This window comes from Streptomyces sp. NBC_01669, assembly GCF_026339735.1.
GTDB lineage: Bacteria > Actinomycetota > Actinomycetes > Streptomycetales > Streptomycetaceae > Streptomyces > Streptomyces yanii.
This window is the reverse complement of sequence record NZ_JAPEQG010000002.1, coordinates 1,001,585-1,027,020: the sequence shown is the minus strand read 5'-3', so window position 1 is coordinate 1,027,020 and position 25,436 is coordinate 1,001,585. Positions and strand designations below refer to the sequence as shown.

The following is a 25,436-nucleotide window of genomic DNA, read 5'->3' as shown; positions in this document are numbered from 1 at the left end:
AGCATCCTGAAAGGCGTCTCGCCTAGAATTGCGGTGACCGTGACCGCACCTCAGGCGGCGCGACGACCGACGGGGACGAGGACGGTGGACGGCTTGGTCGTGGGGGCTTCGGAGCTCGCCAGGCTCTACGCGGAGCAGACACCCGGTTCCGCGCCCGCCTACCAGCGGATCAAGGACCTCGTGTCCCGGCAGATCGTCAGCGGCCACTGGCGCGAGGGCGAGGCACTGCCGTCGGAGAACCAGTTCGTCGAGTCGCTCGGCCTGTCCCGGATGACGGTCAACCGCGCTCTGCGCGAGCTGAGCGCGGACGGCCTGCTGCGGCGCGTCATGGGAGTGGGCACCTTCGTCGCACGGCGCAAGGGCAGCTCCGCCCTGGTCGAGGTGCACAACATCGCCGACGAGATCCGGGGCCGTGGCCATCGCTACGAGGCCAAGGTGCTGTCACTGCGCGAGGAACTCCCCGATCCCGAGATCAGCGCACAGCTCGGCCTCGACGGGCGGCGCAGCGCCTTCCGTTCGCGCGTCGTGCACTTCGAGGACGGGGCGGCGGTCCAGTTGGAGGACCGTTACGTCCATCCGGACTTCGCCCCCGGCTATCTCGACCAGGACTTCACGCAACGCACACCGTTCACGTTCCTGTCGGAGGTCGCGCCGTTGGGCAAGGGCGAGCACATCGTCGAGGCGGTACTTCCCTCCGCGGAGGAGTGCGAGATCCTCGGCGTGTCACCGGCCGAGCCGTGCCTGCTGATCCAGCGGCGCACCTGGTCGCGCGACGCCGTCGTCAGCGTCGCGCGTCTGCTGCACCCGGGCTCCCGGTACCGCCTCGAGGGAACGTTCGCCGCGCACTGAGCTGTCGGTGCGCCTGCCCGCATGTGCACCGACCTGTCGGTGACCGTCAGGCGGCGCCCGGTCCGACAGTGCGGCTCAGCTGCGCCGTCGGTCGCCGGCCGGACATCGCGGCGGTCAGCCGCGCCGCGGACTGTTCGAGGACGCCGCGCACCTGGTCGGGCTCGTGCCGGCTGTAGTGCCGGTGCCAGGTGCTGCTGAGTGCGGCGACGGGCCGCTCGTTGTGGTCGAAGGCCGCGATTCCCATCGACCGGAAACCTTCCGAGACCAGCTCGACCTCCTCCGACCAGCCGCGTTCACGGTCCTGCGCCAGCAGGGACAGCAGTTCCGGCAGCGAGCGTGGTCCCTTGCCGGTACGGGTGATGAGGTCGCCGCGGCGCGGGAACAGGGCCCGTAGCTGCGCCGGAGCGGAATGGGCGAGGATGGCACGCCCGTTGGCCGTCAGATGTGCGGGCAGCCGGACCCCGATGTCCGTGACGAGGGCGATGTCGGCGTCGACTGACGGGCGCGACCGGGGACGCTCCTTGAGCAGGTAGACCGTCTCCGCGCCGTGGACGATGCCCAGGTGGACGGTCTGGCCGAGGCGGTTGGACGCGCTGCGCAGGATGGGGCGCGCGAGCCGTTCGAGGGGCTCGTGCCGGAGGTAGGCCGAGCCGATCTCGAAGGACGCGACCCCGAGCCCGTACGCCTGCTCCTTGGGCAGGTAGGTGACGAAACCGCGGTCCACCAGGACGGAGAGGATGTGGTACGCGGACGACCGGGGGATGCCCAGTTCGCGGGCGAGGGCCGCGGCCCGGACCGGGCCCGACCGGCCGGCGAGGTGCAGCAGGATGTCCAGCGCCCTCCCGACGGCCGGCGAGGCGCTCGACGCCGTCTCTCGTTCACCCATTGGTCCACCTCTTGACGCTCCTGTATATACAGGAATATACAAGTGCCCTCGTCGTGCGGGTGTGCCGAAGGCCGTCACCGGTCATCGATCCGGCCCCGCCACCTCGCCCGGAACGCGCCGTTCCCAAGGAGGGCATTCGTTGACCACCGACATGTTGACCACCGACAAGACGTCCCTGCAGCGCGGGCTCAAGTCCCGGCACATACGCTTCATCGCCCTCGGCTCCGCCATCGGGACCGGCCTCTTCTACGGTTCCTCGGAATCCATCAAGGCGGCCGGGCCGGCCGTACTGCTCGCCTATCTCATCGGCGGAGCCGCCGTCTTCCTCGTCCTGCGCTCGCTCGGCGAGATGGCGGTGAGCCGGCCGTGCGCCGGATCCTTCGGCGAGTACGCGACCAGGTACCTCGGTCCGCTGCCCGGCTTCCTGACCGGCTGGACCTACGCGCTGGAGATGGTCTTCGTCTGCCTGGCCGACATCACGGCACTCGGCGTCTACATGGGCTTCTGGTTCCCCGACGTGCCCCGCTGGATCTGGCTCCTGGCGGCCGTGGGCGTCATCGGCGCCATGAACCTCTTCAGCGTCAAGGTCTTCGGCGAGCTGGAGTTCTGGCTCTCGCTTGCCAAGGTCGTCGCCATCATCGCGATGATCCTCGCCGGACTCGCGATCATCGTCTTCGGCTTCGGCAGCCACGGCGGCGCGGGCGTCTCGAACCTGTGGAGCAACGGAGGCTTCCTCCCTCACGGGATCCAGGGCATCGTCATGTCGCTGGCCGTGGTGATGTTCGCGTTCGGCGGCACCGAGATCATCGGCGTCACCGCCGGCGAGGCGCAGGACCCCGAGAAGACGATCCCGAGCGCCGTCAACTCCATCCCCATCCGCATCGTGCTCTTCTACGTGCTCACCCTCGCCGTGATCATGTCGCTCGACCCCTGGCAGCACATCGGCTCGGGCGGCAGCCCCTTCGTCGAGATCTTCGCCGGGCTCGGCGTCAGCTCCGCGGCCGCCGTACTGAACGTCGTCGTCATCGTCGCCGCACTGTCCGCGATCAACAGCGACATCTTCGCCGCCGGACGCATCATGTACGGCATGGCCGAGCGGGGACAGGCACCGGCCGCCATGCGCAGGCTCTCGCGCAACGGGGTGCCGTGGCTGACCGTCGTCATCATGATCGGCGCACTCCTCTGCGGCGTACTCCTCAACTACCTCATGCCCGAACGGGTCTTCCTCGTCATCGCCTCCATCGCGACCTTCGCCACCGTCTGGGTCTGGCTCATGATCCTGCTCTCCCAGGTCAGCGCCCGCCGCAGGATGACCCCGCAGGAGGTCGCCACGCTGAAGTACCCGGCACCCTTCTGGCCCTACGGGCAGATCGCCGCGATCGTGTTCATGGCCGGCGTGGTGGCGCTCCTCGCGTTCTCGGACAGCACGAGGATCGCCCTCGTCGTCGGAGCGGTCTGGCTGGCGCTGATGACGGGCGCGTACTACCTCTGTATGCGCCACCGCCCACCGGAGGCCGAAACCCTCGAAGCCCCGAAGGGGACCGAGCCCGACAGGGAACCGGTCCACCAGTAGTAGCCCCGCAACCACGACCACTCGGCGGAACCGCGACCCACGCGGTTCCGCCGAATGTTCTTCGGGTCGGCCGGTCATGGTTCAAGGCTCTGCCAGGCCCCCGCCCCACAGCCACCCACCCGCACCGGCAAGTGTCTGGAATCCCAGACAGTAACCCTCCGCAGCCACTGACGAAGAGGTTCCGGTTTCGGGCTTGATGGAGCCATGAACGAAACCTTCGTAGGCGTCGGCCCCCTGTCCCTCGCCGATGTCGTGTCCGTCGCCCGCCACGGCGCCCACGTGACCCTCACCCACGAAGCCCTCGGAGAGATCTCCCAGAGCCGCAAGGTGGTCGAGAACCTGGCCGACGACGTAGTACCGCACTACGGCGTGTCCACCGGATTCGGCGCCCTGGCCACCCGCCACATACCCCTCGAACTGCGCGCCCAGCTCCAGCGCAGCCTCGTCCGCTCCCACGCGGCCGGCTCCGGCCCCGAGGTCGAGCGCGAGGTCGTACGCGCCCTGATGCTGCTGCGCCTCTCGACACTCGCGACCGGCCGCACCGGCGTACGCCCCGACACCGCGCAGGCCTACGCCGCCCTCCTCAACGCCGGCATCACGCCCGTCGTCCACGAATACGGCTCCCTCGGCTGCTCCGGCGACCTCGCCCCGCTCGCCCACTGCGCCCTCGCCGTCATGGGCGAAGGCCAGGTGCGCGACGCCCAGGGCGCACTCATGCCCGCGGCCGAGGCCCTCGCCGCCGCCGGCATCGAACCCGTCACCCTGCACGAGAAGGAGGGCCTGGCCCTCATCAACGGCACCGACGGCATGCTCGGCATGCTCGTCATGGTCGCCCACGACCTGCGGATGCTGCTCCGCACCGCCGACATCGCCGCCGCCATGAGCGTCGAGGCACAGCTCGGCACCGACGCCGTCTTCGCCGCCCACCTCCAGGCCCTGCGCCCGCACCCCGGCCAGGGCGCCAGCGCGGCCAACCTCCGCGCCCTGCTGGACGGTTCGGCGATCGTCGCGAGCCACCGCGGCCCCGACTGCACCCGTGTCCAGGACGCCTACTCGCTGCGCTGCACCCCGCAGGTGCACGGCGCCGCCCGCGACACCCTCGCCCACGCGGAGACCGTCGCGGGCCGCGAACTCGCCAGCGCCATCGACAACCCCGTCGTGACCCCCGACGGCCGGGTGGAGTCCAACGGCAACTTCCACGGCGCCCCCGTGGCCTGCGTCCTGGACTTCCTCGCCATCTCCGTCGCGGACATCGCCTCCGTCAGCGAACGCCGCACCGACCGCTTCCTCGACGTCGCCCGCAACCACGGCCTGAACGCCTTCCTCGCCGACGACCCGGGCGTGGACTCCGGCCACATGATCGCCCAGTACACCCAGGCGGGCATCGTCTCCGAGCTCAAGCGCCTCGCGGCCCCCGCCTCCGTCGACTCCATCCCCTCCAGCGCCATGCAGGAGGATCACGTCTCGATGGGCTGGGCCGCCGCCCGCAAGCTGCGCCGCGCCATCGACGGGCTGACCCGCGTGGTCGCCGTCGAGATCCTCACCGCGGCCCGTGCCCTCGACCTGCGCGCACCCCTCACGCCGGCCCCCGCCACCGCGGCCGTCCTGGCCGGCCTGCGCCGGCACGTACAGGGCCCGGGCACCGACCGCTACCTCGCACCCGAGATCGAGGCGGCCGTCCAGTACGTATCCGCGGGCCACGCCCTGGCGGCCGCCGAATCGGTCATCGGGCAGCTGGACTGACCTGAGCGAGCGTTCGTGTGCGTTCCGCCGCCGACCGGGGTCGGCGGCGGAACGCCACCTCCCTCTCCGGCCAGCCGTCAGTGGCGGACCATGAGTTGCTTACGTTACGAGGCGTGCACCCCGCCGATACGACGACTCAGCAGATTCGCCGTCCGCGTCACCTGCGTAGCGATCCACTCCTGCTGCTCGGGCCCGACCTCGTCACCCGGGAACGTGACCGCCACCCCGGCGACAGGATGCGCGCTGTGGTCGAGAACGGCGGCCGCCACCGACGAGAAACCGGGCGTCACCTCACCGTCCTCCGTGGCATACCCACGCCGGCGGGCCTCCACAAGAAGGTGCCGGAGCGCGGTCAACGACCCCGGCCCCGTCTCGTTGAGCAGCACGAACGCCGACGCGTCGGGAAACAGAGCCCGCACCTGCGCCTGCGAAAGGCCGGCCAGCAACGCCCGCCCGCTGGCGGTCAGATGGGCCGGAAGCCGCACACCGACCTCCGTCACCAGCGGCGCCCGACCAGGAGCCCGCTCCTCGATGACGTAGATGACCTCGCGGCCGCGCAGCACGGCGAGATGGGCGTTGTGCCCCGTACTGTCGACGAGCTTCGCCAGCGGCACCCGAGCCAGACGCTGAAACGGAGCCTGACGGCTATATCCCGACGCCAGCTCGAAGGCACTGACCCCCAGCCCGTAACGCCGCTCCTCCGGCAGATGCACGACGAACCCCTCGCGCGCGAGCGTGTCGAGCAGGTGATAGGTCGTGGACCGGGGCAGCCGCACATCACGACTGATGGCGGCGGCGGGAACGGGCCCCGCCTGACCCGCGAGATATCGCAGAATGGCCAACACCTGGGCGGCGGCGGGAACTGGTGACATGTCGCGAGATTACGTCCGATAGTCGGCGTCACCCCGCACCCTCGTGGCGACGTCTGGGATACGAGACACGACGAAGGCGATCGGCACAGGTGTCATAGGTGTCACAGGTGGTGCGAGGTGTCAGACGTCCTTCACCAGCCCGGCACGGGTGTACAGCAAATGCAACCCGTGCCGCTGGGCGTTGTGCTGGGACGTGGAACCCGGCTGCGTAGTGACGACAGCGAAATCGCAGCCGGCGGCCGCGGCGTCGGCGAGCCGGGCGGGGTTTTGCGTCTGTCTGTGGCCGAGCCCAGTCCGTCCGGCCTGCTCCCGCATGGAGTGGTTCATGCCGCTTCGCGTAGATCATTTCGCTGAGAAAACGTCAGGCAGCACAGTGTCCGCAGCCTGCTAAGGTCTCCAGGTGCTCATCGTGATGTTCATCTGACGGTCCTGGGTCTCTCCCGCCCAGGTTCTGATCCGCTGAGGGTGCGGTCTGTGATGCCCTCCGGACCTCGATAACCGTCAGACTCTGGCGGCCGCGCATACGACGCCGGTCGCACATCATCGGAGCTTCTTCGTGCTCGCAGTGCTTCTACTTCCTGGCGCGCTTCGCGCCTTCCTCCCCGCCCTGATCGGTCGGTCCGCTCTTGCGATGGGCGGTCTTGCCCTTCTCCTCGCCGTCCAAGACAGTACGGGTTCGTACACGCAAGCCGGTTTCGCAACAGCGGCGTTCGGAATCGCCAACGTCATCGCCGCCCCTTGGCGCGCCCGGGCCGTCGATCGATTCGGTCAACGAATCGCGCTCACCGCCATGGCGTCAGGCCAAGCCTCAGGGTTCATCACTCTCGCGCTCATCGCAGAAGCCGAGGGAGTTGCGGATGTCTGGTTCCTCGTTCTCAGCGCGGTGATCGGCCTGGCATCGCCGCCCCTGGGGGCAGCGATGCGAATGATCTGGGCGTCGCTCACGACGGCCGGTGACCAGCGAACAAAAGCCTTCAGCATCGACGCGGTGTGCGAAGAGCTCCTTTTCGTCGCTGGCCCCGTCGTCATCACCGCGGTCATTGTCGCCAGTTCTCCCAGCACCGGGCTCTGGGTGACCGCGGCAGCCGTTTCCCTCGGCACCGCAGCGATGACGTCCAGCGCGTCTTCGGGGGCGCTTCGCGGAACAGGAGGGGGCGTCGCGCCAGGTGATCGCCCGCTGCGCCAGCCAGGTTTCGCAAGGGTACTGATCGTCCTCCTGGGCGTCGGTGGTGTACTTGGCGTCGCGGAGATCGCAGCGCCGGCAGCCGCTGCGCAACATGATGCTGTCGCAGCTTCGGGCTGGCTCCTGGCAGCCTTTGCCGGCGGAAGTGCTCTCGGAGGATTTCTCTATGGGCAGCTGAATCTCAAGGCAGGAATCGGCAAGAGACTGTTCGCCCTGTGCGTCAGCATGGGGTTTGCCGCGGTGCTCGTGTCGCAGCTGGACACGCTCGGTCTCTTCGCTGCGGGCCTCGTGCTCGTCGGCCTGTTCCTCGCTCCGTCTCTCATCACCGGGTACCTCATCGCCGACACCATCGTTCCGGAGTCCAGCCGGACGGAAGCGTCGACATGGATCAACACCTCGGTAAACCTCGGCGCATCGCTGGCGTCCGCGGCAGCTGGAATCGTCATCGACAGTTCTGGCGCCTGGTTCGCCCTATTGCTTGTGGGAGCGATCGCTCTCGCGCTCGCCTCAGCTGTGCCATTTACACGACTGCGCAAGATCGAGCCGCCTGCGGTCCACGCTGTCAATCGTTGTGAGCACAGCTGATCAGCAGCCCTGCGGGCCGCGGTCCGTGCGCTTTGTGGCGAGTGCTGTGTCCACTCGGGCCATCTCCTTTTGCCAGGAGCCGCAAGCCGTTGATGGTGGCCGTCTGGTGCGCCGGACGGCAGGGCCCACACATGAAGCAGTACCGAGCTGTGGCAGCCAGTCCCATGCCACGGTGGTGTTGATCCCGAATGCCAGAACGGGCTGAGCGGCCCGTCCTGGCCGGCACCTCCACCACCAAGCCTGTCTCCACCGGCGTACGGCTCACCCTCCGCGCTCAGGACGAGGTTGCCCGGGAGTGCAGGTCCCCCGCCTGGTCCCCGTCATGGTGCTCCGCTGCGGATTGGGGGGCCTCGGGTCCGGGGCGTGTGCGTGCGGTGCGGAGCAGGGTGGCGATGAGGACCGCCGCGCCCGTCATCAGGACGGCACTGACCACCGCGGCGATCCGGGCCTCCCGGGCGAAGGCGTCGAAGGCCGCGTTCCGCAGGGATTCGGCGGTGCCCCTCGGGAGGGCGGCGGCGGTCTCGACGGCGCCGCCGAGTGTGCTCCTGGCCGCCTCCAGATCCTTGGACGTCAGGTCGGCAGGAGCACTGACCTCCAGTTCCGAACGGTAGACAGCGGTGCCGATGCTGCCCAGGAGCGCGATGCCCAGCGCCCCGCCGAACTCGGCAGAGGTCTCGGCCATGGCTGAGGCCGCCCCGGCCCGCTCCGGTGGTGCGGCGGACAGGATCACCTCGGTGACGACTGCGGAGACGGCGCCGATGCCGATCGAGACCACGGTCATGCCGCTGACGAGGTGGACGATTCCCGAATCGGCCTGGAGCAGGGCCAGCATGACGTAGCCGGCAGTCGCCACGAGCAGCCCGGCGGCGATCACGTTGTGTTTACCGATGCGGGGGGCGAGCGCGGTGGCCAGCGCGATACCCAGGGGCATCACGAGGAAGGTGGGCAAGGACCATACGGCCGACTCCAACGGACCCATGCCCAGGACGAGTTGCATGAACTGCCAGTTGAACAGGCTGAAGCCGACCAGTCCGAACGTCGCCAGCGCGTCGATGAGCAGTGGCAGGTTGAACCGGCGCGTGCGGAACAGCATCATGTCGATCACCGGGTTCGCGGCCCCGTGCTGGCGGCGGAGGAATGCCCCTCCCACAGCGAGTCCGGCGGCACAGCACGTCAGGGGAATCCACCCGAAGCCGTGCTCCGCCATTGCCTTGATGCCGTAGATGACGCCGAGCACGGCCACGAGGGACATGGCGGCGCCGAGCAGGTCGAACCGGCCCGGCTCGGGGTCGCGGTATTCGGTGAGCAGCAGCGGGCCGAGGATCAGCAGCAGGACCATCACCGGCACGTTGACCAGGAAGACCGATCCCCACCAGAAGTGCTCCAGGAGCAGACCGCCGATGATCGGGCCGAGCACAGCGCCGCCCGCGAAGCCCGCTGTCCAGATGCCGACTGCGGTGGCCCGCTGTGCGGCGTCGTGGAACATGCTCCGGATCAGGGAAAGGGTGGAGGGGGCCAGCGTGGCTCCGGCAATGCCCAGGAGCACGCGGGCCGCGATGAGTGTCTCGGGGCTGGTCGAGCAGGCCGCCAGGACCGAGGCGGCGCCGAAGGCCGCGGCGCCCGTGAGCAGCACCCTCCGCCGCCCGAAGCGGTCCCCGAGTGTGCCCATCGTGATGAGCAGGCCGGCGAGGAGGAAGCCGTAGGCGTCCATGATCCACAGTTGCTCGGAACTGCTCGGGCCGAGGTCGGCCGACAGGGACGGGAGCGTGATGAACATGACGGACATGTCCATGGACGCCAGTAGGCAGGGCAGCACCAGGACGGCGAGACCGACCCACTCCCCGGCTCCGGCTCTTTTCTCTTCTTCAGTCATGCCCTCTCCTCGGCCGTGCAGGTCCGGATGACTCAACCACCCGGATGCGTACTTTGTACGCAACGACGCGTGCAGAGTACGTACACACGCCGAAGTGAGACAATTGCTTTTTTGACATGCCTATTTATCTTGGGCTGCGCATACGCTCGTGTCGGCGGGCTAGAATTTCGACACAACTCTGAGATGTGACGAAAGGGAGTTCGTTGATGTCAGTGCAGCTGGCATGCGCGTCGTGCGGAAGGGTGCTGGAGCCCGCAGACCGGGGGCGGCCGAGGCTCTACTGTTCCCGTGCGTGCCAAGCGAGGGCCTATCGGGCACGCAGGGCGGAAACGCCGGCCCGCGTCCCGGAGAGCGACGACGGCGCGCGACACCTCACCGTCGAGCGCATCGTGCGGGCCGGGATCGTCGTCGCCGACGCGGAGGGGCTCGACGCGCTGTCGATGCGCCGGGTCGCCATGGAACTCGGCACCGGCACGATGTCCCTGTACCGGCATGTGGCGTCCAAAGACGATCTGGTGACCCTGATGGTGGAAGCCGCGATGGCTGACGTGCCGCTGCCCGACTCACCGCCGCGGAACTGGCGTCACGGCCTCGAACGCGCCGCGTACCGCGACTGGGAGCTGTACCACCGCCACCCGTGGATCCTGCCGAGGGTCATGGTGACGACCCGCGCGTATTTCAGCCCGGCTCTCGCGGCGGACAGTGAAAGCGCCTTCTCCTCGTTCGACGGGCTCGACCTTGAACCCGCCGATGCCTTCCGGTACATGTTCATGTTCGCCTCCTACGTGCAAGGCGTGGCGCTGATCCTCGTCAGCGATGCGGAGGCGGAGCGGCAGTCGAAGATCGCCGCGAAGCAGGGGGCGAAAGCCTCGGGCCACGCACAGGACCCCCTGTACGAACCCGGGGCGTATCCCCGGCTCGCCCGCGCGATGCGCGCGGGCGCCGACCCCTGGGACCTCGATGCCTTGTTCGCCTCAGGTCTTGCCGGTGTCCTGGACGGTATCGCAGCCGATCTCACGCGACGGGGCATCGACGCCTGAACTTCGTGCTGCCCGGAGCCCGCAGGAATCGTTTGCCGTCCCGGACAGGAGGACGGAGGTTTCTCGTGGGGCCGGGGCCCCGCGTGCGGTTTTTTTGGTCACCTGACCTATATTTGATTCCATGAACGACGAACTCTCCTTTGACGCCGACGGACCTGTGCTCCTGGTCGGCGGATACGGCACGGTCGGTGCGGAGCTGGCACGGATGGCGGCCCCGTCATGGCCGCTGGTGCTCACGGGGCGGACCGTGCGGCGCGGACAGCAACTGGCGGATGAGACGGGCGCGGAACTGCGCACCTGGGACCTGGCGGACCCGGCACCGTTCCGGGCGCGGGTCAGTGCGGTTGTCAGCGTCGTGAACGATCCGGACGACCGGGTCCTGCGCGCCGCGATCGGCGGCGGGGTGCCGTTCGTGGACGTCACGCGCTGGACCACGCGGATGCAGCGCGCGGCCACCATCGCGGCACTGGCAGGCCCGACCGCGCCGGTACTGCTGTCCTCCGCGTGGATGGGTGGTGTGACCAGCCTCGTCGCCGCCTTTCTCGGCGACCGGCTCGGCGGTGCGGACACGGTCGACGTGGCCATTCGCTGGGACCTCGCCGACCGGGCGGGTGCGGACTCGGTGGAGTTCATGGACCGCCTCGGACTGGACTACGAGGTGGTGCGGGACGGGCAGCGGCGCACGGTCATGCCGCTGAGCGACGTCCGCCGCGTCCGCATCGGGGAGTCGCTCACCCGAGTCGCCAGGATCGACACCCCCGAGCAGTTCACCCTTCCTCTCACCCTCGCGGCCCGGACCGCGACAACCCGGATCGGCTTCAGCTCGCCCGCGTCCACGACAGCCCTGCTGGCCGCCAAGCGGCTCGGGTTCTTCCGCTGGGGCCGCGGCGAGCGCTTCACCGGCGCGCGCCGCGGACTGCTGTACGCACCGGGCGAAGGCGGCACGGCCCAGCTCCGCATCGACGTCACTCACGAGGGCGACACCCTCTCCGCGACCGTGACCGATCAGGCCGGGCAGGCGCATCTGACCGCACTGGGCGCCCTGATGGGGCTGCGTCGAGTACGCGGCGAAGACGGTGCCCCCGCACCGAGCGGCGTGGTCTTCCCCGAACAGCTCCCGAGTCCGCAGAGCGTGCCGTCGGACCTCGCCGCGCAGGGCGTCGACCTGGTTGTGTGCAGGGCCGTGCGCGACGAACAGGCGGAGGGCAGAGCGGCATGAGCGGACGATCCCCGGAACAGGACAAGCGCACGCCCGCCACGACCAAGGGCGCCCAGCGGCGTGCCGCGCTCCTGGACGCCGCCGAGAAGATCCTCTTCGAGTCCGGGTACGGCGAGCTGACCATGCGGGCAGTGGCGGCCACGGCACAGACGCGTCTGGGGCACGTGCAGTATTACTTTCCCTCCCGCACGGAGCTGATCGCCGCCGTCCTGCACCGCACCCTGGACCGTTCTCTCGACAGGCTGGCCCCGTTGTTCACCGACGCGGCCGCGCACACCCCGCCGGACAGGGAGGGGCTGATTCGTCAGCTTCTGGCCGAGCACGATGATCCGCGACTCGTCCGGGTCTACGCCGAGTTGTGGGCTCTGGCGGGCCGTGACGAAGCCGTCGCGGCAGTCATGCGCACCTTTTACAGCGATTACCAGGAGCACGTGGCCGGGCTTCTCCGCGCCTGCAACCCAACTCTCTCCGACACCGTCTGCCGGGCACGGGCAAGGGTTTTCACCGTGCTGATCGAAGGAGCATCCCTCTTCCGGTCCGGCATCGCCGCCCACCGCACCGATGAAGCCGACGCGGAACTCATCAACACGGCCACCGCTCTGCTCGACTGACGGAGTTCTCGGAAAAGCGGGGCGGTACCGGCGTCGGGCGGCCCGATTGCCATCGGCCGGCTGAAGCGACCCCCGGAGGCGGGCAGCGGAGTCCAGGCCGAATCCGATCAGCCCTGTGGAGGAGGTGAGAGAGCCGACGGTGGTGGGACGATCGCCTCGATGACGTTGTAGGTCATGGTCGCGGCGACCAGCGCATCCGCATGCGGTGCCTGAGGAGATCGCGGCGGGCCGGGCCCCGGGGATATCGCGGTCGTCAGCAGCACCCCTTGTCGTCGGCGTCGATGCACGTGCGGTCGGTGGCGACGGCGACCACAACATCGCGCAGGTCGTCCAGTCGCCGCCCTGCTCCGCGAAGCCGACCGCTTACGGCCTCGGCACATCTCCTCGGCCGAGGCTACGGCCGCTGTGGGAGTGGCTGTCGGCTGGCGGCGCGGGTGATGGCCCTGTGGCCTCGGCGAGCGCGGACGGGGTCACACCATGCTGCGTGCGGATCCGGCGGCGCCGCGCGCCGGCCTGGGCGAGTGTGGCGGCGATAGGGGATTGCTCGTCCATAGCCCCTTTCGATCCGGCCGTCCCGGAAATGGCAACAGAAGTTGCTCGTGGTGCGGCGCTGGAGCACTTTGGGGGCCGGAGGTGATCGTAGTGATCAAGACGACGGTGAATACGCGCGACGGCGCGGAGCCGACTGGTGACGAGGTCCATGACGTGGTGGTGATCGGTGCCGGAGCATCCGGCCTGAGTGCCGCGCTCCTGCTGGGGCGGGCCCGTCGCAGGGTGGTGGTGATCGATGCCGGCGAGCCGCGTAACGCGCCTGCCGCGCACATGCACGGTTTCCTGTCCCGTGATGGCCTGCCTCCGGCGACCCTGCTCGACCTGGGGCGGGCCGAGATCGACCGCTACGGAGTCGATATCGTCCGAGGCCGGGTGGAACATGTCGAGCCCGGCTACGACGTGCGCCTGGAGGGCGGCCCCGTGATCAGGGCCCGCCGTCTTCTGGTCGCCACCGGGCTGCGCGACGAACTGCCCGACCTCCCCGGCGTCCGGGAGCGTTGGGGCAAGGACCTTCTGCACTGCCCGTACTGCCATGCCTACGAGGTCCGTGACCAGCCCCTTGCCGTCCTCGGCACACACCCGGGGGCTGTGCACCAGGCTCTGCTGCTGCGTCAGTGGAGCGAGGACATCGTCCTCCTCACGCACGCCCTCGAACTCTCCCCGCAGGAGCGGGAACAGCTGGAGGCGTTCGGCGTGAGGATCGTGGAGGGCAGGGCCGTGCGGCTCGTCGTCGACGACGACCGCCTGCGCGGCATCGAGCTCACCGACGGGAGGGTGATTCCCCGGACCGCGGTTTTCCTGTTCCCCCGGCCCGCGCCGCGCGACGACCTCCTGGCTCTGCTCGGCTGCGCCAAGGACGACCAGGGCTGGGTAGTGACGGACCGGACCGGCCGCACCAGCGTGCCCGGGGTATGGGCTGTCGGAAATGTCGTCGACCCACGCGCCCAGGTCATCGCCGCCGCCGGCATGGGCTCCACCGCCGCGTTCGCCATCAACACCGACCTGCTCCACGAGGACGTGGAGCACGCCGCCGCACGGCACCGCGCACACCGCGCCACGGCTGCCCTGACATGACGACTCGGCAGACCATGGGCGATGTCGTCGTGGCAGCCCGTACTGCCCCCGCGAGGGGCCCGGCCGTCCAGCTGGTCGAACGAGCCTGTTCCAGGGGCCGTGCGTTGATCTCCGCGGTCAGATCGTCCCTGGCGTCGAGTACTCGTTTACAAACATATCGACAAGGAGAGTTTCACCGTGGCAGCAAAGCGCAGCGGTCCCGTGGACAGTGTCACCGAGCAGACGTTTCCCGTTCGCGTACTGCAAGCGAAACGGCCCGTCCTGATCCAGTTCTGGGCCCCTTGGTGCGGGCCGTGTATCAGGATCACTCCCATCGTCGAGGAGGCGGCTGCCGAGCGTGCAGGCGTTCTGGACGTCGTCAAGATCAACGTCGATGAGGAGCCCGGACTGGCGGACCGGCACGGAGTCTCCTCGATCCCCGCTTTCGTGGTCTACGCCGACGGCGCCCCTGTGAAGGCGTGGACGGGCGCCGTCCCCAAACCCCTCCTGGAACGAAACCTCGGCCCCTTCCTTCGCTGAGCACCGGCGGGCGTCACGCATTCCGGCGCGGCGGAGGTCGGGCTGAGTGCGTGGTGCCCGCCGTCCGCACTTCTGGAACTGGAGGAACCACGGACTCGCATCACGATCAGGACATCGCGTGTGGCGCCCTGGGCACGCACCTGGAACCGCGAGGCCGAACTGCACACCCCCGCGCTCACCCAGGCCACGAACTGGCTGCGCGATCTGCTGGGCGGCGCCGACGTGAGGCGTGTACTCGACGTCGGCAGTGGGCCGGGCGTAGTCGCCAGCCTGCTCGCCGACGCCTTCCCGGACGCCGAGGTGGTCGCCGTCGACCAGTCGCCTGCCCTGCTGGAGCGGGCCCGCACGCGCTCGTCCGGCCGTATCGCCACCCAACAAGCCGACCTCCCGGACGAGTTCGGCGGGCTCGGCACGGCCGATCTGATCTGGTCCGCCAACACCGTCCACCATCTCGGCGACCAGCAGGCGGCATTGACAGCCCTCGCCGCCCCCCTGCGCCCCGGCGGGCTACTCGCCGTGGCCGAACGCGGCCTGCCCGTACGCGGTGGTCCCGGAAGGGGGCCCTTCCGGTCACGCCGACGGCTCCGCGCGGGACCGGGGCTTGGCCCGGACGTGCACGCGTTCCCCCTGGGGGCCGAACAGGTTGAGCACCTCCACGGGGGACTCGCCCGTGGAGCCGAACCAGTGTGGCAGGCGGGTGTCGAACTCGGCCGCCTCACCCGGCCCCATGACCAGGTCGTGGTCGGCCAGGATGAGCCGCACCCGTCCGGACAGGACGTACAGCCACTCGTGCCCCTCGTGCGTGACCGGATCAGGCCGGTTGTGTTCCGCAGGGATGACCGACTTCCAGGCTTGCAGGCGCCCCGGCTGCGTCGACAGCGGAATCACCGTACGACCGTGGTGGACGCGGGGCTTGCAGCGGATCCGCGGGTCGCCGACCTCCGGCGCCCCGACGAGTTCGTCCAGGGGTACATGGTGGGCCTGCGCGATGGGCAGCAACAGCTCCAGGCTCGGGCGGCGCTGCCCCGACTCCAGTCTCGACAGTGTGCTCTTGGAGATGCCAGTGGCCTCGGCCAGCGCCGACAGGGACACGCCGCGCTGGGCGCGGATGCGCCTGAGGCGGGAACCGACCTGGGCCAGCGTGGCGGCGATCGGCGATTGTTCGTCCATACCCCCATTCCACCTCTCGCGTCCCAGAAATGGCAACAGAAGTTGTCGCTCCAGTGCCAGGCGCGCACTGTCGCGGCAGGAGGTTGTTCCCTTGATCAAAACGACGAACGACAAGAACGGCAGGGCACAGCACGGCGACGTCGACGAGGTCCACGACGTAGTGGTGGTCGGCGCCGGAGTGGCTGGCCTCAACGTCGCCCTGCTCCTTGGCCGCGCCCCCCCCGCAACGTGGCGGCGATCGACGCCCGCGGGCCGCGCAACGCGCCCGCCGCGCACATGCACGGCTTCCTGCTCACCAGGTGCCAACGCCCACTACCGGCGGCGACGTGAGGGTGGGGACTGGCATGCCCAGGCCCGGCATCTGCTCAACCGGATGCTGGGACAGCTCCATCACTGCCTGCTCAGCCGCACCCACTTCGACGAGTACATTGCCTTTCCGGCAGCGGCTGGCGCTGCTGTCTGATTGCTCAGTCCGCGTGGCGCACCTGGCGAGGTGGCTTGTCAGTGGCTGCTGCTAGCTTCCGCTGCACTGTCGGAACTGGGTGCGGAGGTGGGGCTGTCGTGGGTGCGTCGGGGTGGGAGTACTACGTTCCTTACCAGGAGGATCTTGGAGCGGCGTTGGATGCCCTGAGGCAGAGCGTGTTCGATGCGCAGGACTACTACTGGGACCCCTGGAACGAAGATGACACTGACGAGGCCAGGGTGCGACCGTCAACGCTCGACGACCTGTGGGAAGACGAGCAGGTTCAGGAAGAAGGGACACACTCGATCCTGGACATGCACAGGATGTTGCGGCCAGGTGAGGATCCTGACTACGGCACCGTGCAGCCCGTTCAGCCTGCCGAGGCTTACCGGATGGCCGGGACCGACCGCCTCACGCGGACAGACGTGCAGGCCATAGAACCGCTTGCCAGCCGACGCTGGTTCGGCAGATGCGCGGTCCTGCACGACGCCCATGGCAGTCCGGAGGAAATCTACTTCTGGGGCTTCTCCGGTGACTGAAAGGACCTTGCCGACTGGCGCTCGAGAAACCGTTCCTAGCCAGTGTGCGTGAGTGAGTCCTGGACCCACTGTTGCGTACTGGGCGCATCCCGAACGGTGTTGGATGCACTGGGTTCCCGCTTTCGCTTCCCGCTCGGCGGCACGCCTCCCGGGGCGTGGTCCGTCGCGGGTGGGCGGGTTCCCTCACGCCCCCGGTCACCTGACCCGGCCTGGACGGTCCGATGCCCCGCACGATCACTCCGGTCGTGCGGGGGCGGTGCCGTCCGACGCCCGATCGGGTGTCCGAGGGTGCGTCGCCCGATCGCGATACCGGCGGCATCGTGACGGGACATCTTTCGGTGTGGAGTGGTCAGCGGTTTCTGCCAGTGCTGGGCACCCCACAAAGTGGTGTAGGCCGGGTCGACCGCGACAATGCTCAGGCCCTGTTCGGCGGCCATGGACACCAGCCGGGCCTTGAGTTTCCCGGTCGGGATGCCGGAGATGAGCTGCCGGAACCGTTTCTTGCGGCCGTGTTTCTCGCGGGTCTTCTCGGTGGTGAAGTCGAGGTCTTCGATGCCGATCGCGGCGACACCGGCCTGCTTGGCCCAGTGGATCAGCCGGGTCAGCGCGTGGCGGATCTGTGCATCGCAGTGAGCGGCGGTCCCGGACAGGTCGTAGGGGAAGCGGTGCGGGTCACCGACGGGGTTGCCGTGCCGGTCGAGAAGGTAGGCGGCGAAGTGGTCGGCGTTGGTGTCGACGCCGATCATGGCCCGGGCACGGGCGGTCTCCAACGGGATGGTCTTCACGACGGGGCGCTGCCACGAGGCCGTGAGGTACCAGCGTCCACGCCCCGTATCGAGGTGGATGCGGTAGGCGACGGCCCGGTTCGCGGTGATGCGGTCGGCCCACTCCGCGCCCCGGTGCGCGAATGCGATCCGGGAGGTGAGGACGTACCGGCCGTGCCTGGCATTGGCCAGGTGCGCGAGCGGGGCAGGCAGCTTGATGGACACCTCGCCGTCCGGGGTGACGCGGATCGTCTCGTTCCCGAACCGCTTCCCCGACTCACCATCGGCCCCGATGAACCAGCGCTCCGCCTCCCACCGTTCCCGCCACTGCTCTTCGGTGAGCTGTGCCTGGGCGAGGTGGTGGCGGGTGTTGAGGAGACGTTTACCGCCCCGTACCACCCGCACCCGCCCGGCCTGCCACTCGGCAACGGCAGCGGCGTGCCGCGCCTCCAGCATCGCGAGGCGACGAGATTTGCGGAACCACTCGCTCTTCGACCGGTAGCCACCCGCCGCCCGCTTGGTGCCCTTCTCCCCGATCGGGAGGGACAGGCGGTGCCGCAGCATGTTGATCCCGGCTGCCAGCTTCTGGATATGCGCTGCCTGACAACGGCGGGCCAGTGCCCACTGATCGTGCGTGGCCTTCGTGATCGCACCCGCGATCCGCGACGACGACACCCCGGTCAGCTCCCGCTTACGCGCCGCCCACGTGTCCGCACCGTGCCCCAGACCATCCGCGCAACGAGCCTTGAGATCACCGGAAGCCAGCGCACCCTGATGCGCACCGACCGCACGCAGCACCATCTCGTCGTGGGCGGTGAGGCGCCCCAGCCGGTCCCGGACCGCCACCCCGCAAGGCCCGGGCACCACGAAGGGCACGGCCAACGTCCGCAGACCACCCACCACATCACCCCCTCCCAGGCCGGACACCTGCCACCCGAACCAACGAGCAGCAGCCACCAAGGTCACCCATTCGGCCCCAGAACCCCCGTTCCCACCCGCCGCGAATACACCGCCAGGACTCACTCCCGCACGCCACCACTCACTTCGGCTCAGTAAACCGACAGCAGCTCGCAACCCCTGCTCGCTCGGTGAACGAGGTCACGTCTCGCCGGCGCCGCCGATCTGGTCGAAGCCCCGGAGCATGGGCGTCAACTCCTGGGCGGCCGTGCCCGGGTGCTCCGCCGCGTCCAGGGCACGCTCCACATCGCGTAGCGGCGCACCCTGCGGTGCCTCCTCGCAGTCCGGCGCGTGCAGGACGCCCGGTCCGGGCCGCGCTTGTCGCGCAGCTTCTGCAGTACCCATCCCGAAGACCGGCGCTCCCCGAGTACCTCGCGGACCACCGAGGGCGGCGGTGTCTCCAGCCGCTCGGTGACGACCTGGTCGTAGTCGACACCGTCGACGGGGCGCACATGCTCCGGGGCACGGACCCACCCCCCCCGGTACTCCGCCGCCTCGACATCGCCGTCCAACTGGTGGAGAGGCAGTATTCCGAACGTGCGCTATTCGTTTGAGTCGTGCGCGGACACCGACATCCGGATCAGGCCGACGGGTCAGAAGCTGCTGCCGCCGTCGGTCGTCCAAGGCTCCTGCCCGGCGGGCGTGCGATAGGTTGCCCGCCATGACTGAGCTTGGACCCGTCGCTTGGCCACCTGCCCCGATCAGGACCGAACGGCTCGTGCTCCGCGAGTCCGAGGCCCGGGACCGTGCGGCGTTCATCGAGCTGTTCGCCTCTCCAGAGGTGGGCACCTACGTCGGTGGTCCTCGACCGCGTGATGAGCTCGAGCGCGCGGTGCCTGAGGTGCCCGGGCGGCGCCCTGGCTTTTTCGTGATCGATCTCGACGGAGCGATGATCGGCATGATCACGCTCGATCGGCGCGACGCAGAGCGTCCGGGTCACGTCCGTCCGAATGCCGGAGAGGCCGAGCTCGGCTACATGTTCCTGCCGGAGGCGTGGGGACGCGGGTACGCCGCCGAAGCGTGCGCAGCGGCGCTCGACTGGTTCACCGACGCGCTTCCCAACGAGCCGGTGGTGCTCAGCACCCAGACCGCCAACGACCGCGCGATGCGCCTCGCGGCGAAGCTGGGGTTCACCGAGGTGGAGCGGTTCGAGGAGTACGGCACCGAGCAGTGGCTCGGCGTGTGGTCCTCGGTCACGCCGTCCGGTTGAGCTCGTGCTCCACAGCGCGGATCCACGAGGCCACCGATCGGTCGTCGGCCTCGGCGCGCCGCTTGACCTCGTGGGGCGCGTCGGAGGGAAGCGTACGGGAATGGGCCTGGCAGTGGCTGAGCACGAGGAGGAGCGGCCAGCGGGCCGGGGGGCACTGCCGGGCCGCTGGTCACCCAGGTGGATACCGGCGCCCTGAGCGATGCCCGGGAACCAGCTTGACCGCAAGGAGTACGGACAAGACCTGTCCGAGGACGCCTTCCTCTACACGCGTGCCGCGGTCGTCGCCGCCGGCCGAACCGTTTTCGACAGCGTCCTCCAAGACCCTGAGGCCTTCGCCCCTTACGTCACCAACGTCATCTGGGCTGAGAACCTGCTCTACACACCGGACCGTGCATACAAACGCATCACCGGTGAGGAGTGGGACCGCGACACGCGCTACTCCTATGAGTCGTACTCGAACGCCGAGGGCTGGGCTGATTGAACGCCGTCCCTTCGCCCGGTGACGACTCCCGGAGTCGTTGATCGACCTCACGGAATGTGTGCCAGAACCACTACTGCTCGATAAAGCCACTCGCAGCGAAGCCCTCACCCGCGCCACTCAGCACCGCGCACAGAAGGTGCAAGAGCGGGCTCTTTCCCGGCTTCACAGCCAGCCCGCGCATAAGCCAGAGCACTCACCCGTGTGGTAGCGCAACCGGCGCCGCCGCGGCTGACCCGCCACCGCGCGGCCAGCGCCCTCCCAGCCGGAGGCAGCCCTGTAAAGGCCCTCAACAGCCCCTCATACGGGGTGGATCCGGCCGTTGCGGTGCAATAGGGACCGGGTTCGGACAAGGGGCCTGCGAGTCCCGGCTGTCGGTGTCACCAGCTGCCGTGGCCGCCGTCCCCGTGCCCGCCGCCGTGGTGGCCGGTGCCGCCTGCGCCGCCCTCGGACCAACTGCCCGGGTCCAGATCGTGGCCGAGGCTGTGGCCGCCGGTGGTGAAGTCGGCGTAGAGGTCGCTGAGCTCGCCGAGGAGTTGGCGGGTGAGGACGTCGGCGCCCGTGGTCAGTGCCGCAGCGATTTCCTCGTCGGCTGCCGGGTCCGCTTTGGCGGTTGCGGGGGTGAGGCGGTCGTTTGCGGCGAGGGTGGCCAAACGGCGGCGGTCGGTGATGCCCCGCAGGCCTGGGTAGACGGCAGGTGCGAGGCCCGCAGCCTGGACGAGGGCGGCGAGGGTGTGGTCGCGGTCGGCGGTGGAGATTGCGGAGCCGGAGCGGACCACGCTGTCGAGACGGGCCAGCAGCGCCTGGCGGCGCGGTAGGTCGACGGAGAGAATGTCGTGGCGGGTACGGCCGCTGGGGTCGCGCCAACGGCGGACCCGGACCGCCTTCTGGTCCTCCAGCCGAGAGAGATATTCGGTGGTGAGTGAGCGTGGTGTGCGGCGCAGCCAGTCCTTAAGGCTGGGCGGGGGAGCGGTTGCGCCCAGACTGTGCAGGACGTTGTTCAGGCGGCGGTCCTCGACGCGCTGGGAGTCCATCACCTCGATCCGCCGGGGGCCGACGGGGATCCGTCCGGCCAGGCCCAGATCCGCCAACTCCGATGCCCGCAGGGCGAACCGGAGCCGGTCCTCGGCCCGTATCCGTATTCGCCGCCTGCCGGGGCGTATCGCGAGCAGGAGCAGTTCCTCCCCCGTGGTCATACGTGCCAGGGTATGCGCGGCCGTCCGTGGAGTGGAGTCCTCCGCGGCCCCTCCGTGCCAGCTTCCGCCGGCGATCCCGCCAGGCGCCTTCAAAAGCCCGAGCGCGGCAAGGGGTCCCAGCGCGCCGGCCGTACCGTAGTGCCCACTTCTGGGAGGTCGAGCCTAGTGCTGTGACCGCGTAGGTTCACCGAGTTGGTGGTCGTGGCCTTTGGATGTGCGGTGACGTCCGATCCGACTGTTGGAGGCGCGGTGGCTGAGCCTGGCCGTGTGCGCAGACCGACCGACCAGGAGGGTCAGCGGCTGCAGCGGATCGTGCGCCGGGGCAGTACAAGCTCGGTACGCTATCGGCGCGCGATGATGCTGCTGGCTTCGGCCGGCGGGAACCGGGTGCCGGTGATCGCGCAGCTGGTGCAGGCCGAACTGGGCCATCAGCGCGGTCTTGCCCGACCACGCAGGCGCCGGCCGCCGCCAGTAGCCGTCTCCCTCTCCAGCTGGATCGGTGGTGAACGCTCCCATTGCCGCGAGTTCGGCCTCGCGGCCCTCGAACCGCGGCGCTGCCAACTGCTGGACCTCCAGCAGATACCCCGACCGCGGTTCCCGACGACGCTCGCCTACCACCACATCGCCGTGGACATCCACTCGGTTGCGGTTACCCGAGACAGCCAGCCCAAGACTTGCCCCGGCCGTCACCGAGCGCTGAGCGCCGCCCATGCCTCGACGGCTGCAGATCTGCGGTATCCAGCTGCCGGCAGATCTGTGTCGTCACCCTCGCAGTCTGATGACGGACTGCCCGTATGCAGGGACAGGCTCTCCGGCTTACCGGCGTGCGGCAGCCCCTCTGCCACGTCATGCACACAGGGCTCGGCCGCACCCGGAGCACGGGCAGGCCGCGAGCGCCACCACCAAGGGGTCACGTCTGCTGGTTCCCGTCACCGGTGATCGCCTCACTGACCGCACCACCGGCGGAAACACCGCGCTCACCCGCCGTCGGAACACTTTCTCCCGGCGTCGTCGAGCCCTGGGTGTGAAGTGCATTCCCGCAGGCCCCGCACCGATGCACACGATCCTCACCGTCAGCACATCCATCAGGACTACGGAACGGATGAGAGGCCTGCCGCTCCAGACGCGTCCGGATGCCCGAGTAGCTCGGGCATCCGGACGCGGCACTCACAAACTGCCGCGGGTTGATCGCAAACTCACCGCGCTGGAGCCTCAGCGACCACGGTCACCGCCGCCGCCGTGGTCACCACCGCCGAAGCCATGGTCACCGCCAAAGCCGTGGTCACCACCGCCGAAGCCGTGGTCACCGCCAAAGCCATGGTCGAAACCGAAGCCGTGGTCACCGCGGAAGCCATGGCCGAAACCGAAGCCGTGGTCACCGCGGAAGCCATGGTCGAAACGGAAGCCATGGTCGAAACGGAAGCCATGGTCGAAACCCTTGTGACAGCGGAATCCCCAGTCCCAGCCGTCACCGAACTGGCACCCGTGGCCCCAACCCCAGCCGCCGTCCTGAGACGGGACGGAGGCGACGGCGGACGACGGGGGAGAAGCGGCCGCGCTGACAGCTCCGGCGCCGGCCCCAATAGCGAGGATTGGCGCCGCGCAGACCGCGACGGCTATTCGCCGCATCCTGGTCGTATTCGCGCGCATGATGATGTCCCCCTTCTGGGGGTCGAGAAAGAGATCTCGGGCGTTCGCAGGGGACGCCCATCCGCACCAGATCCTGCGCGCGGGTCTGGTGCGCGGTGATCCACCCGTCGGAATTGCCGGTTCCCCGACGGGCTTCAGGATCTTACTATTGAGTATGAGACGGATTATACGGTACGAAACGCCTCGTATCGCCAAGATAGGGTCCCTTTTTGGGTAAAGTCAAAGGGCGCACCAGTGGCTCACAAAGGAGGCACCCGGTGGTTACTCCCAGGCAGCAGAACGGCCGTCAGGACCCTTTGGCTCCCGAGTACGCCGCCCAGCACAACCGCATCGTGCCTCGCTCCGGGCGGAGGCGTCGGGAGTCTCACGAAGCCGTGCTCCGAGCCACGAAAGCCCTGCTCAGCGAGGTCGGATATCAGCGACTTTCCTTCGAAGGCGTCGCACGGCGAGCCGGAGTCAGCAAGGCGACGATCTATCGGTGGTGGCCGAACAAGGCCGCGCTGGTGATCGAGGCCCTCAGCGGGGACGTCCCACTTCCTCCCATCCATGAGACCGGCGACCTGGAAGCCGACCTGCGAACCGCCGTCCGGCTGACCATCGAGCTCGTCTCCGCCATGCCCACGTGCCTGATCCTCCCGGCGCTGCTCGCCGATGTGATCGAGGATCCCACCGGTACCGGAGCCTTCGCCGAGCTCATCGAACCCCGCCGCGCGTCGGTCGTGGAAATGCTGGAGCGAGCCCGACTCGAAGGCCGGTTGCAGCCCGACACCGATACCTCACTGATGGTCGACATCTACTCCGGAACCATCGTCTACCTGGCCGCGGTGCGCCGCGAACCGCCGGGCGAGGCGGTGATAGACCAGATCGTCAGCCTCCTCCTGAACGGCCACCTTCCGGCCCAGACCCCTCCGACGACAACGACGGCCTGAGTACGCGGGTGCGGCGCCAATCGCCTGTGCCCCCGGGGCGCCAGCCTGGCGTTGCCCTCATGGAGTTCCGACGGTTTCTCCTCGCCGGCATCCCAGAGTTCGGCGACGATTTCCTCGCCTTCCGCGGTCTGGGCGACCAAGTCGTACATCGCATCCGGGCAGCCCGGTTCCAGCAGCGAGAGCACCCCCGCGAAGAGCCCGCCGCCGTGTGTTTGGACGAGCCGCTTGTAGTCGGCCGCCAGGGCGATACCCAACGCCTCCTTCACGGCAGCCCGTTTCACGGTTCGGCTGCCGTCGGAGGGCGGGCGGCAGAGACGCACCAGCGGTTCGGTATGGCGCAGTGTCCGGGCCGTTCGTATATCGCTGGGCAGGGCGCTGAACCGTGGCGGGTTCCTGGTGGCGTCCAGTACCACCGCGCGCATCCGGTCGCCGACCGCGGCGCGGGGTGTGTCCGACCACCATGAGGGGTGTTTGGTCTGGTCGATGAAACCGTCGTGGCCGTCTGTGGCTCGCGCCCCGGGAGTGCGGGGCGGTTCAAAGTCCTCCATCTGTGGCATGAGGTGGGTGCGCAGGCTGTCCCAGACCAGGACGATGGGGCCTTTGAGCTGATTGTGCGCCCGCACGATGAGGTCGCGGTAGTCCTGCCAGGTGAAGTCCTTGTTCGCCCTTGCGGCCCCGGTGGACGCGGAGGCTGTAGATCAGCCGGGACCGGTCTCCTGGGCGGAAGCAGACCATTCCCGCCATCGAAACCCGCCCCGAGCCCCGGCCCCGGACGCGCACGACAGGAGTCTGGCCGACCCGGCCCCAGGACCTCGCGCATGGCGGCCTCAGCGACTGGCTGGCCTCGTCGTCGCAGACGATCCAGGCTCCGCGGGCCGCCGCCGTGCTTCTACCTGCGGCCACACCTCCTTCTTCCACAACTCCACAGCGCTGTCGTCACGTTCGATCGCTCTGCGGGCCGGCTGCTGCCAGGATCATCCATGACGCTTCAGTAGCCGCCATGTCCCCTCCACCGTGTAGCCGACGTGGAACAACCGCCCGATCAACGTCTTCACCCGAGCCAGCGTCCACCGCTGATCCGCCCAGCCATGAGCGAGCGGACCCCGCTCCACCTCACGCTCGAGCTTGGCGATTTGGACTACGGACAGCCTCGGACGCCCTGGTGACCCCTTCGACCGGACACCCTCCTTGCCACGCTCCCGCCACTGACGGCGCCAGCGCTCCACCGACCGTTCACTCACCCGCAGCGCGGCCGCGATCTCCCTGTTCTTCGCACCGCCCTCGAAGCGACCGACTGCCTCCAGCCGGACCCGCTCCCTCGCCGCCTTCTTGGCATCGGTCAAACCGCCACCCTGCGCGTATCTCACACCACACAGCTACCGACTCGACTCAGGCGCTGTCAGGGGCGGTGTAAGGCAGGAAACGCCGCGCCCGGCCAGATCGATCACGACATCGCAGCCGTCGATCGCTGCTCTGCGAGGCGGGGTGGCCCTGCCGTCAG

General features: G+C 69.0%; 22 protein-coding genes and 6 pseudogenes. 17 read left to right on the top strand and 11 right to left on the bottom strand.

Annotated features, from left to right (window positions below; all coding sequences use genetic code 11):
* Nucleotides 1-99 precede the first annotated feature (99 nt).
* Entirely contained in the window at nucleotides 100-849 is a 750-nt protein-coding gene (gene hutC, locus OG972_RS45785) for a histidine utilization repressor (RefSeq protein WP_266992627.1), read from the top strand.
* Between the two features lie 46 nt (nucleotides 850-895).
* On the opposite strand, the gene OG972_RS45780 is transcribed toward hutC, so the two are convergent.
* Nucleotides 896-1,735, bottom strand: coding sequence for an IclR family transcriptional regulator (locus tag OG972_RS45780; RefSeq protein WP_266992625.1), 840 nt, complete (start codon nucleotides 1,733-1,735; stop codon nucleotides 896-898).
* Nucleotides 1,736-1,874: 139 nt separating this feature from the next.
* Here OG972_RS45780 and OG972_RS45775 point away from each other — a divergent pair, with 139 nt between their 5' ends.
* On the top strand, nucleotides 1,875-3,308 hold the full coding sequence (locus OG972_RS45775; RefSeq protein WP_266992623.1) for an amino acid permease: 1,434 nt from the start codon (nucleotides 1,875-1,877) through the stop codon (nucleotides 3,306-3,308).
* A 204-nt stretch (nucleotides 3,309-3,512) separates the two neighbouring features.
* Nucleotides 3,513-5,051 carry a histidine ammonia-lyase gene (hutH, locus tag OG972_RS45770; RefSeq protein WP_266992621.1) on the top strand — a complete coding sequence of 513 codons (1,539 nt, stop codon included), beginning with the start codon at nucleotides 3,513-3,515 and terminating at the stop codon, nucleotides 5,049-5,051.
* A 104-nt stretch (nucleotides 5,052-5,155) separates the two neighbouring features.
* On the opposite strand, the gene OG972_RS45765 is transcribed toward hutH, so the two are convergent.
* Both OG972_RS45765 and OG972_RS45760 read right to left on the bottom strand, forming a co-directional pair.
* Nucleotides 5,156-5,923 (bottom strand): IclR family transcriptional regulator, encoded by a 768-nt coding sequence (locus OG972_RS45765; protein WP_266992619.1) that lies wholly within the window; start codon nucleotides 5,921-5,923, stop codon nucleotides 5,156-5,158.
* Nucleotides 5,924-6,043: 120 nt separating this feature from the next.
* Nucleotides 6,044-6,250 (bottom strand): hypothetical protein, encoded by a 207-nt coding sequence (locus OG972_RS45760; protein ID WP_266992617.1) that lies wholly within the window; start codon nucleotides 6,248-6,250, stop codon nucleotides 6,044-6,046.
* A gap of 304 nt (nucleotides 6,251-6,554) precedes the next feature.
* Between OG972_RS45760 and OG972_RS45755 the strand changes: the two genes are divergently transcribed.
* The gene (locus OG972_RS45755; protein ID WP_266992615.1) at nucleotides 6,555-7,691 is read left to right on the top strand and encodes an MFS transporter; all 1,137 of its coding nucleotides are present in this window, start codon (nucleotides 6,555-6,557) and stop codon (nucleotides 7,689-7,691) included.
* Between the two features lie 274 nt (nucleotides 7,692-7,965).
* Here the strand turns inward: OG972_RS45755 and OG972_RS45750 are convergent, their stop codons facing one another.
* Complete coding sequence (locus OG972_RS45750) at nucleotides 7,966-9,564, bottom strand: MFS transporter (RefSeq protein ID WP_266992613.1); 1,599 nt, start codon at nucleotides 9,562-9,564, stop codon at nucleotides 7,966-7,968.
* 206 nt (nucleotides 9,565-9,770) lie between these two features.
* Here OG972_RS45750 and OG972_RS45745 point away from each other — a divergent pair, with 206 nt between their 5' ends.
* From OG972_RS45745 to OG972_RS45735, 3 genes are all read left to right on the top strand, one after another.
* The gene (locus tag OG972_RS45745) at nucleotides 9,771-10,604 is read left to right on the top strand and encodes a TetR/AcrR family transcriptional regulator (RefSeq protein ID WP_266992611.1); all 834 of its coding nucleotides are present in this window, start codon (nucleotides 9,771-9,773) and stop codon (nucleotides 10,602-10,604) included.
* A gap of 121 nt (nucleotides 10,605-10,725) precedes the next feature.
* Complete coding sequence (locus OG972_RS45740; protein ID WP_266992609.1) at nucleotides 10,726-11,823, top strand: saccharopine dehydrogenase; 1,098 nt, start codon at nucleotides 10,726-10,728, stop codon at nucleotides 11,821-11,823.
* On the top strand, nucleotides 11,820-12,434 hold the full coding sequence (locus tag OG972_RS45735) for a TetR/AcrR family transcriptional regulator (protein WP_266992607.1): 615 nt from the start codon (nucleotides 11,820-11,822) through the stop codon (nucleotides 12,432-12,434). The genes OG972_RS45740 and OG972_RS45735 overlap by 4 nt, the downstream gene beginning before the upstream one ends.
* 253 nt (nucleotides 12,435-12,687) lie before the next feature.
* Here OG972_RS45735 and OG972_RS49465 read toward each other — a convergent pair.
* Nucleotides 12,688-12,768 (bottom strand): annotated as a pseudogene (locus tag OG972_RS49465) (transcriptional regulator); the annotation flags it as partial.
* A 308-nt stretch (nucleotides 12,769-13,076) separates the two neighbouring features.
* Between OG972_RS49465 and OG972_RS45730 the strand changes: the two are divergent.
* The 3 genes and pseudogenes from OG972_RS45730 to OG972_RS45720 form a co-directional block, all read left to right on the top strand.
* The gene (locus OG972_RS45730) at nucleotides 13,077-14,060 is read left to right on the top strand and encodes an NAD(P)/FAD-dependent oxidoreductase (protein WP_266992605.1); all 984 of its coding nucleotides are present in this window, start codon (nucleotides 13,077-13,079) and stop codon (nucleotides 14,058-14,060) included.
* A 177-nt stretch (nucleotides 14,061-14,237) separates the two neighbouring features.
* Nucleotides 14,238-14,579: a co-chaperone YbbN gene (locus OG972_RS45725; protein WP_266992603.1), complete on the top strand. Its 342-nt coding sequence runs from the start codon at nucleotides 14,238-14,240 to the stop codon at nucleotides 14,577-14,579.
* A gap of 120 nt (nucleotides 14,580-14,699) precedes the next feature.
* A pseudogene (locus tag OG972_RS45720) lies at nucleotides 14,700-15,050 on the top strand (trans-aconitate 2-methyltransferase); the annotation flags it as partial.
* Nucleotides 15,051-15,149: 99 nt separating this feature from the next.
* Here OG972_RS45720 and OG972_RS45715 read toward each other — a convergent pair.
* On the bottom strand, nucleotides 15,150-15,749 hold the full coding sequence (locus OG972_RS45715; protein WP_266992601.1) for a helix-turn-helix domain-containing protein: 600 nt from the start codon (nucleotides 15,747-15,749) through the stop codon (nucleotides 15,150-15,152).
* Nucleotides 15,750-16,041: 292 nt separating this feature from the next.
* On the opposite strand from OG972_RS45715, the pseudogene OG972_RS45710 reads away from it, so the two are divergent.
* Nucleotides 16,042-16,212 (top strand): annotated as a pseudogene (locus tag OG972_RS45710) (IS110 family transposase); the annotation flags it as partial.
* A 98-nt stretch (nucleotides 16,213-16,310) separates the two neighbouring features.
* Nucleotides 16,311-16,751, top strand: coding sequence for a hypothetical protein (locus OG972_RS45705; RefSeq protein WP_266992599.1), 441 nt, complete (start codon nucleotides 16,311-16,313; stop codon nucleotides 16,749-16,751).
* Between the two features lie 35 nt (nucleotides 16,752-16,786).
* Here the strand turns inward: OG972_RS45705 and OG972_RS45700 are convergent, their stop codons facing one another.
* Together OG972_RS45700 and OG972_RS45695 are read right to left on the bottom strand one after the other, a co-directional pair.
* Complete coding sequence (locus OG972_RS45700) at nucleotides 16,787-18,415, bottom strand: transposase (protein ID WP_266993028.1); 1,629 nt, start codon at nucleotides 18,413-18,415, stop codon at nucleotides 16,787-16,789.
* Nucleotides 18,416-18,613: 198 nt separating this feature from the next.
* Nucleotides 18,614-18,981 (bottom strand): annotated as a pseudogene (locus OG972_RS45695) (DUF6233 domain-containing protein); the annotation flags it as partial.
* A 152-nt stretch (nucleotides 18,982-19,133) separates the two neighbouring features.
* Between OG972_RS45695 and OG972_RS45690 the strand changes: the two are divergent.
* Nucleotides 19,134-19,682: a GNAT family N-acetyltransferase gene (locus OG972_RS45690; RefSeq protein ID WP_266992597.1), complete on the top strand. Its 549-nt coding sequence runs from the start codon at nucleotides 19,134-19,136 to the stop codon at nucleotides 19,680-19,682.
* Nucleotides 19,683-19,881: 199 nt separating this feature from the next.
* The gene (locus OG972_RS45685) at nucleotides 19,882-20,163 is read left to right on the top strand and encodes a DUF4240 domain-containing protein (RefSeq protein ID WP_266992595.1); all 282 of its coding nucleotides are present in this window, start codon (nucleotides 19,882-19,884) and stop codon (nucleotides 20,161-20,163) included.
* 377 nt (nucleotides 20,164-20,540) lie between these two features.
* Here the strand turns inward: OG972_RS45685 and OG972_RS45680 are convergent, their stop codons facing one another.
* Entirely contained in the window at nucleotides 20,541-21,356 is an 816-nt protein-coding gene (locus OG972_RS45680; protein WP_266992593.1) for a GPP34 family phosphoprotein, read from the bottom strand.
* Between the two features lie 249 nt (nucleotides 21,357-21,605).
* Here OG972_RS45680 and OG972_RS45675 point away from each other — a divergent pair.
* The 3 genes and pseudogenes from OG972_RS45675 to OG972_RS45665 form a co-directional block, all read left to right on the top strand.
* A pseudogene (locus OG972_RS45675) lies at nucleotides 21,606-21,776 on the top strand (IS630 family transposase); the annotation flags it as partial.
* Nucleotides 21,777-22,595: 819 nt separating this feature from the next.
* The gene (locus OG972_RS45670) at nucleotides 22,596-23,105 is read left to right on the top strand and encodes a hypothetical protein (protein WP_266992591.1); all 510 of its coding nucleotides are present in this window, start codon (nucleotides 22,596-22,598) and stop codon (nucleotides 23,103-23,105) included.
* Between the two features lie 275 nt (nucleotides 23,106-23,380).
* Nucleotides 23,381-23,935 (top strand): TetR/AcrR family transcriptional regulator, encoded by a 555-nt coding sequence (locus OG972_RS45665; protein ID WP_266992589.1) that lies wholly within the window; start codon nucleotides 23,381-23,383, stop codon nucleotides 23,933-23,935.
* Here OG972_RS45665 and OG972_RS45660 read toward each other — a convergent pair.
* Both OG972_RS45660 and OG972_RS45655 read right to left on the bottom strand, forming a co-directional pair.
* On the bottom strand, nucleotides 23,818-24,558 hold the full coding sequence (locus OG972_RS45660) for a hypothetical protein (RefSeq protein ID WP_266992587.1): 741 nt from the start codon (nucleotides 24,556-24,558) through the stop codon (nucleotides 23,818-23,820). The two genes, OG972_RS45665 and OG972_RS45660, sit on opposite strands and share 118 nt — an antisense overlap.
* 204 nt (nucleotides 24,559-24,762) lie before the next feature.
* Nucleotides 24,763-25,302 (bottom strand): annotated as a pseudogene (locus tag OG972_RS45655) (winged helix-turn-helix domain-containing protein).
* Between the last annotated feature and the right edge of the window lie 134 nt (nucleotides 25,303-25,436).

Bases quoted from the DNA above. Each gene is read 5' to 3' on its own strand.
- OG972_RS45780 (WP_266992625.1), bottom strand. From the start codon at position 1,735: ATGGGTGAACGAGAGACGGCGTCGAGCGCCTCGCCGGCCGTCGGGAGG.
- hutH (WP_266992621.1), top strand. From the start codon at position 3,513: ATGAACGAAACCTTCGTAGGCGTCGGCCCCCTGTCCCTCGCCGATGTC.
- OG972_RS45765 (WP_266992619.1), bottom strand. From the start codon at position 5,923: ATGTCACCAGTTCCCGCCGCCGCCCAGGTGTTGGCCATTCTGCGATAT.
- OG972_RS45760 (WP_266992617.1), bottom strand. From the start codon at position 6,250: ATGAACCACTCCATGCGGGAGCAGGCCGGACGGACTGGGCTCGGCCAC.
- OG972_RS45755 (WP_266992615.1), top strand. From the start codon at position 6,555: ATGGGCGGTCTTGCCCTTCTCCTCGCCGTCCAAGACAGTACGGGTTCG.
- OG972_RS45750 (WP_266992613.1), bottom strand. From the start codon at position 9,564: ATGACTGAAGAAGAGAAAAGAGCCGGAGCCGGGGAGTGGGTCGGTCTC.
- OG972_RS45745 (WP_266992611.1), top strand. From the start codon at position 9,771: ATGTCAGTGCAGCTGGCATGCGCGTCGTGCGGAAGGGTGCTGGAGCCC.
- OG972_RS45740 (WP_266992609.1), top strand. From the start codon at position 10,726: ATGAACGACGAACTCTCCTTTGACGCCGACGGACCTGTGCTCCTGGTC.
- OG972_RS45735 (WP_266992607.1), top strand. From the start codon at position 11,820: ATGAGCGGACGATCCCCGGAACAGGACAAGCGCACGCCCGCCACGACC.
- OG972_RS45715 (WP_266992601.1), bottom strand. From the start codon at position 15,749: ATGGACGAACAATCGCCGATCGCCGCCACGCTGGCCCAGGTCGGTTCC.
- OG972_RS45690 (WP_266992597.1), top strand. From the start codon at position 19,134: ATGACTGAGCTTGGACCCGTCGCTTGGCCACCTGCCCCGATCAGGACC.
- OG972_RS45685 (WP_266992595.1), top strand. From the start codon at position 19,882: ATGCCCGGGAACCAGCTTGACCGCAAGGAGTACGGACAAGACCTGTCC.
- OG972_RS45680 (WP_266992593.1), bottom strand. From the start codon at position 21,356: ATGACCACGGGGGAGGAACTGCTCCTGCTCGCGATACGCCCCGGCAGG.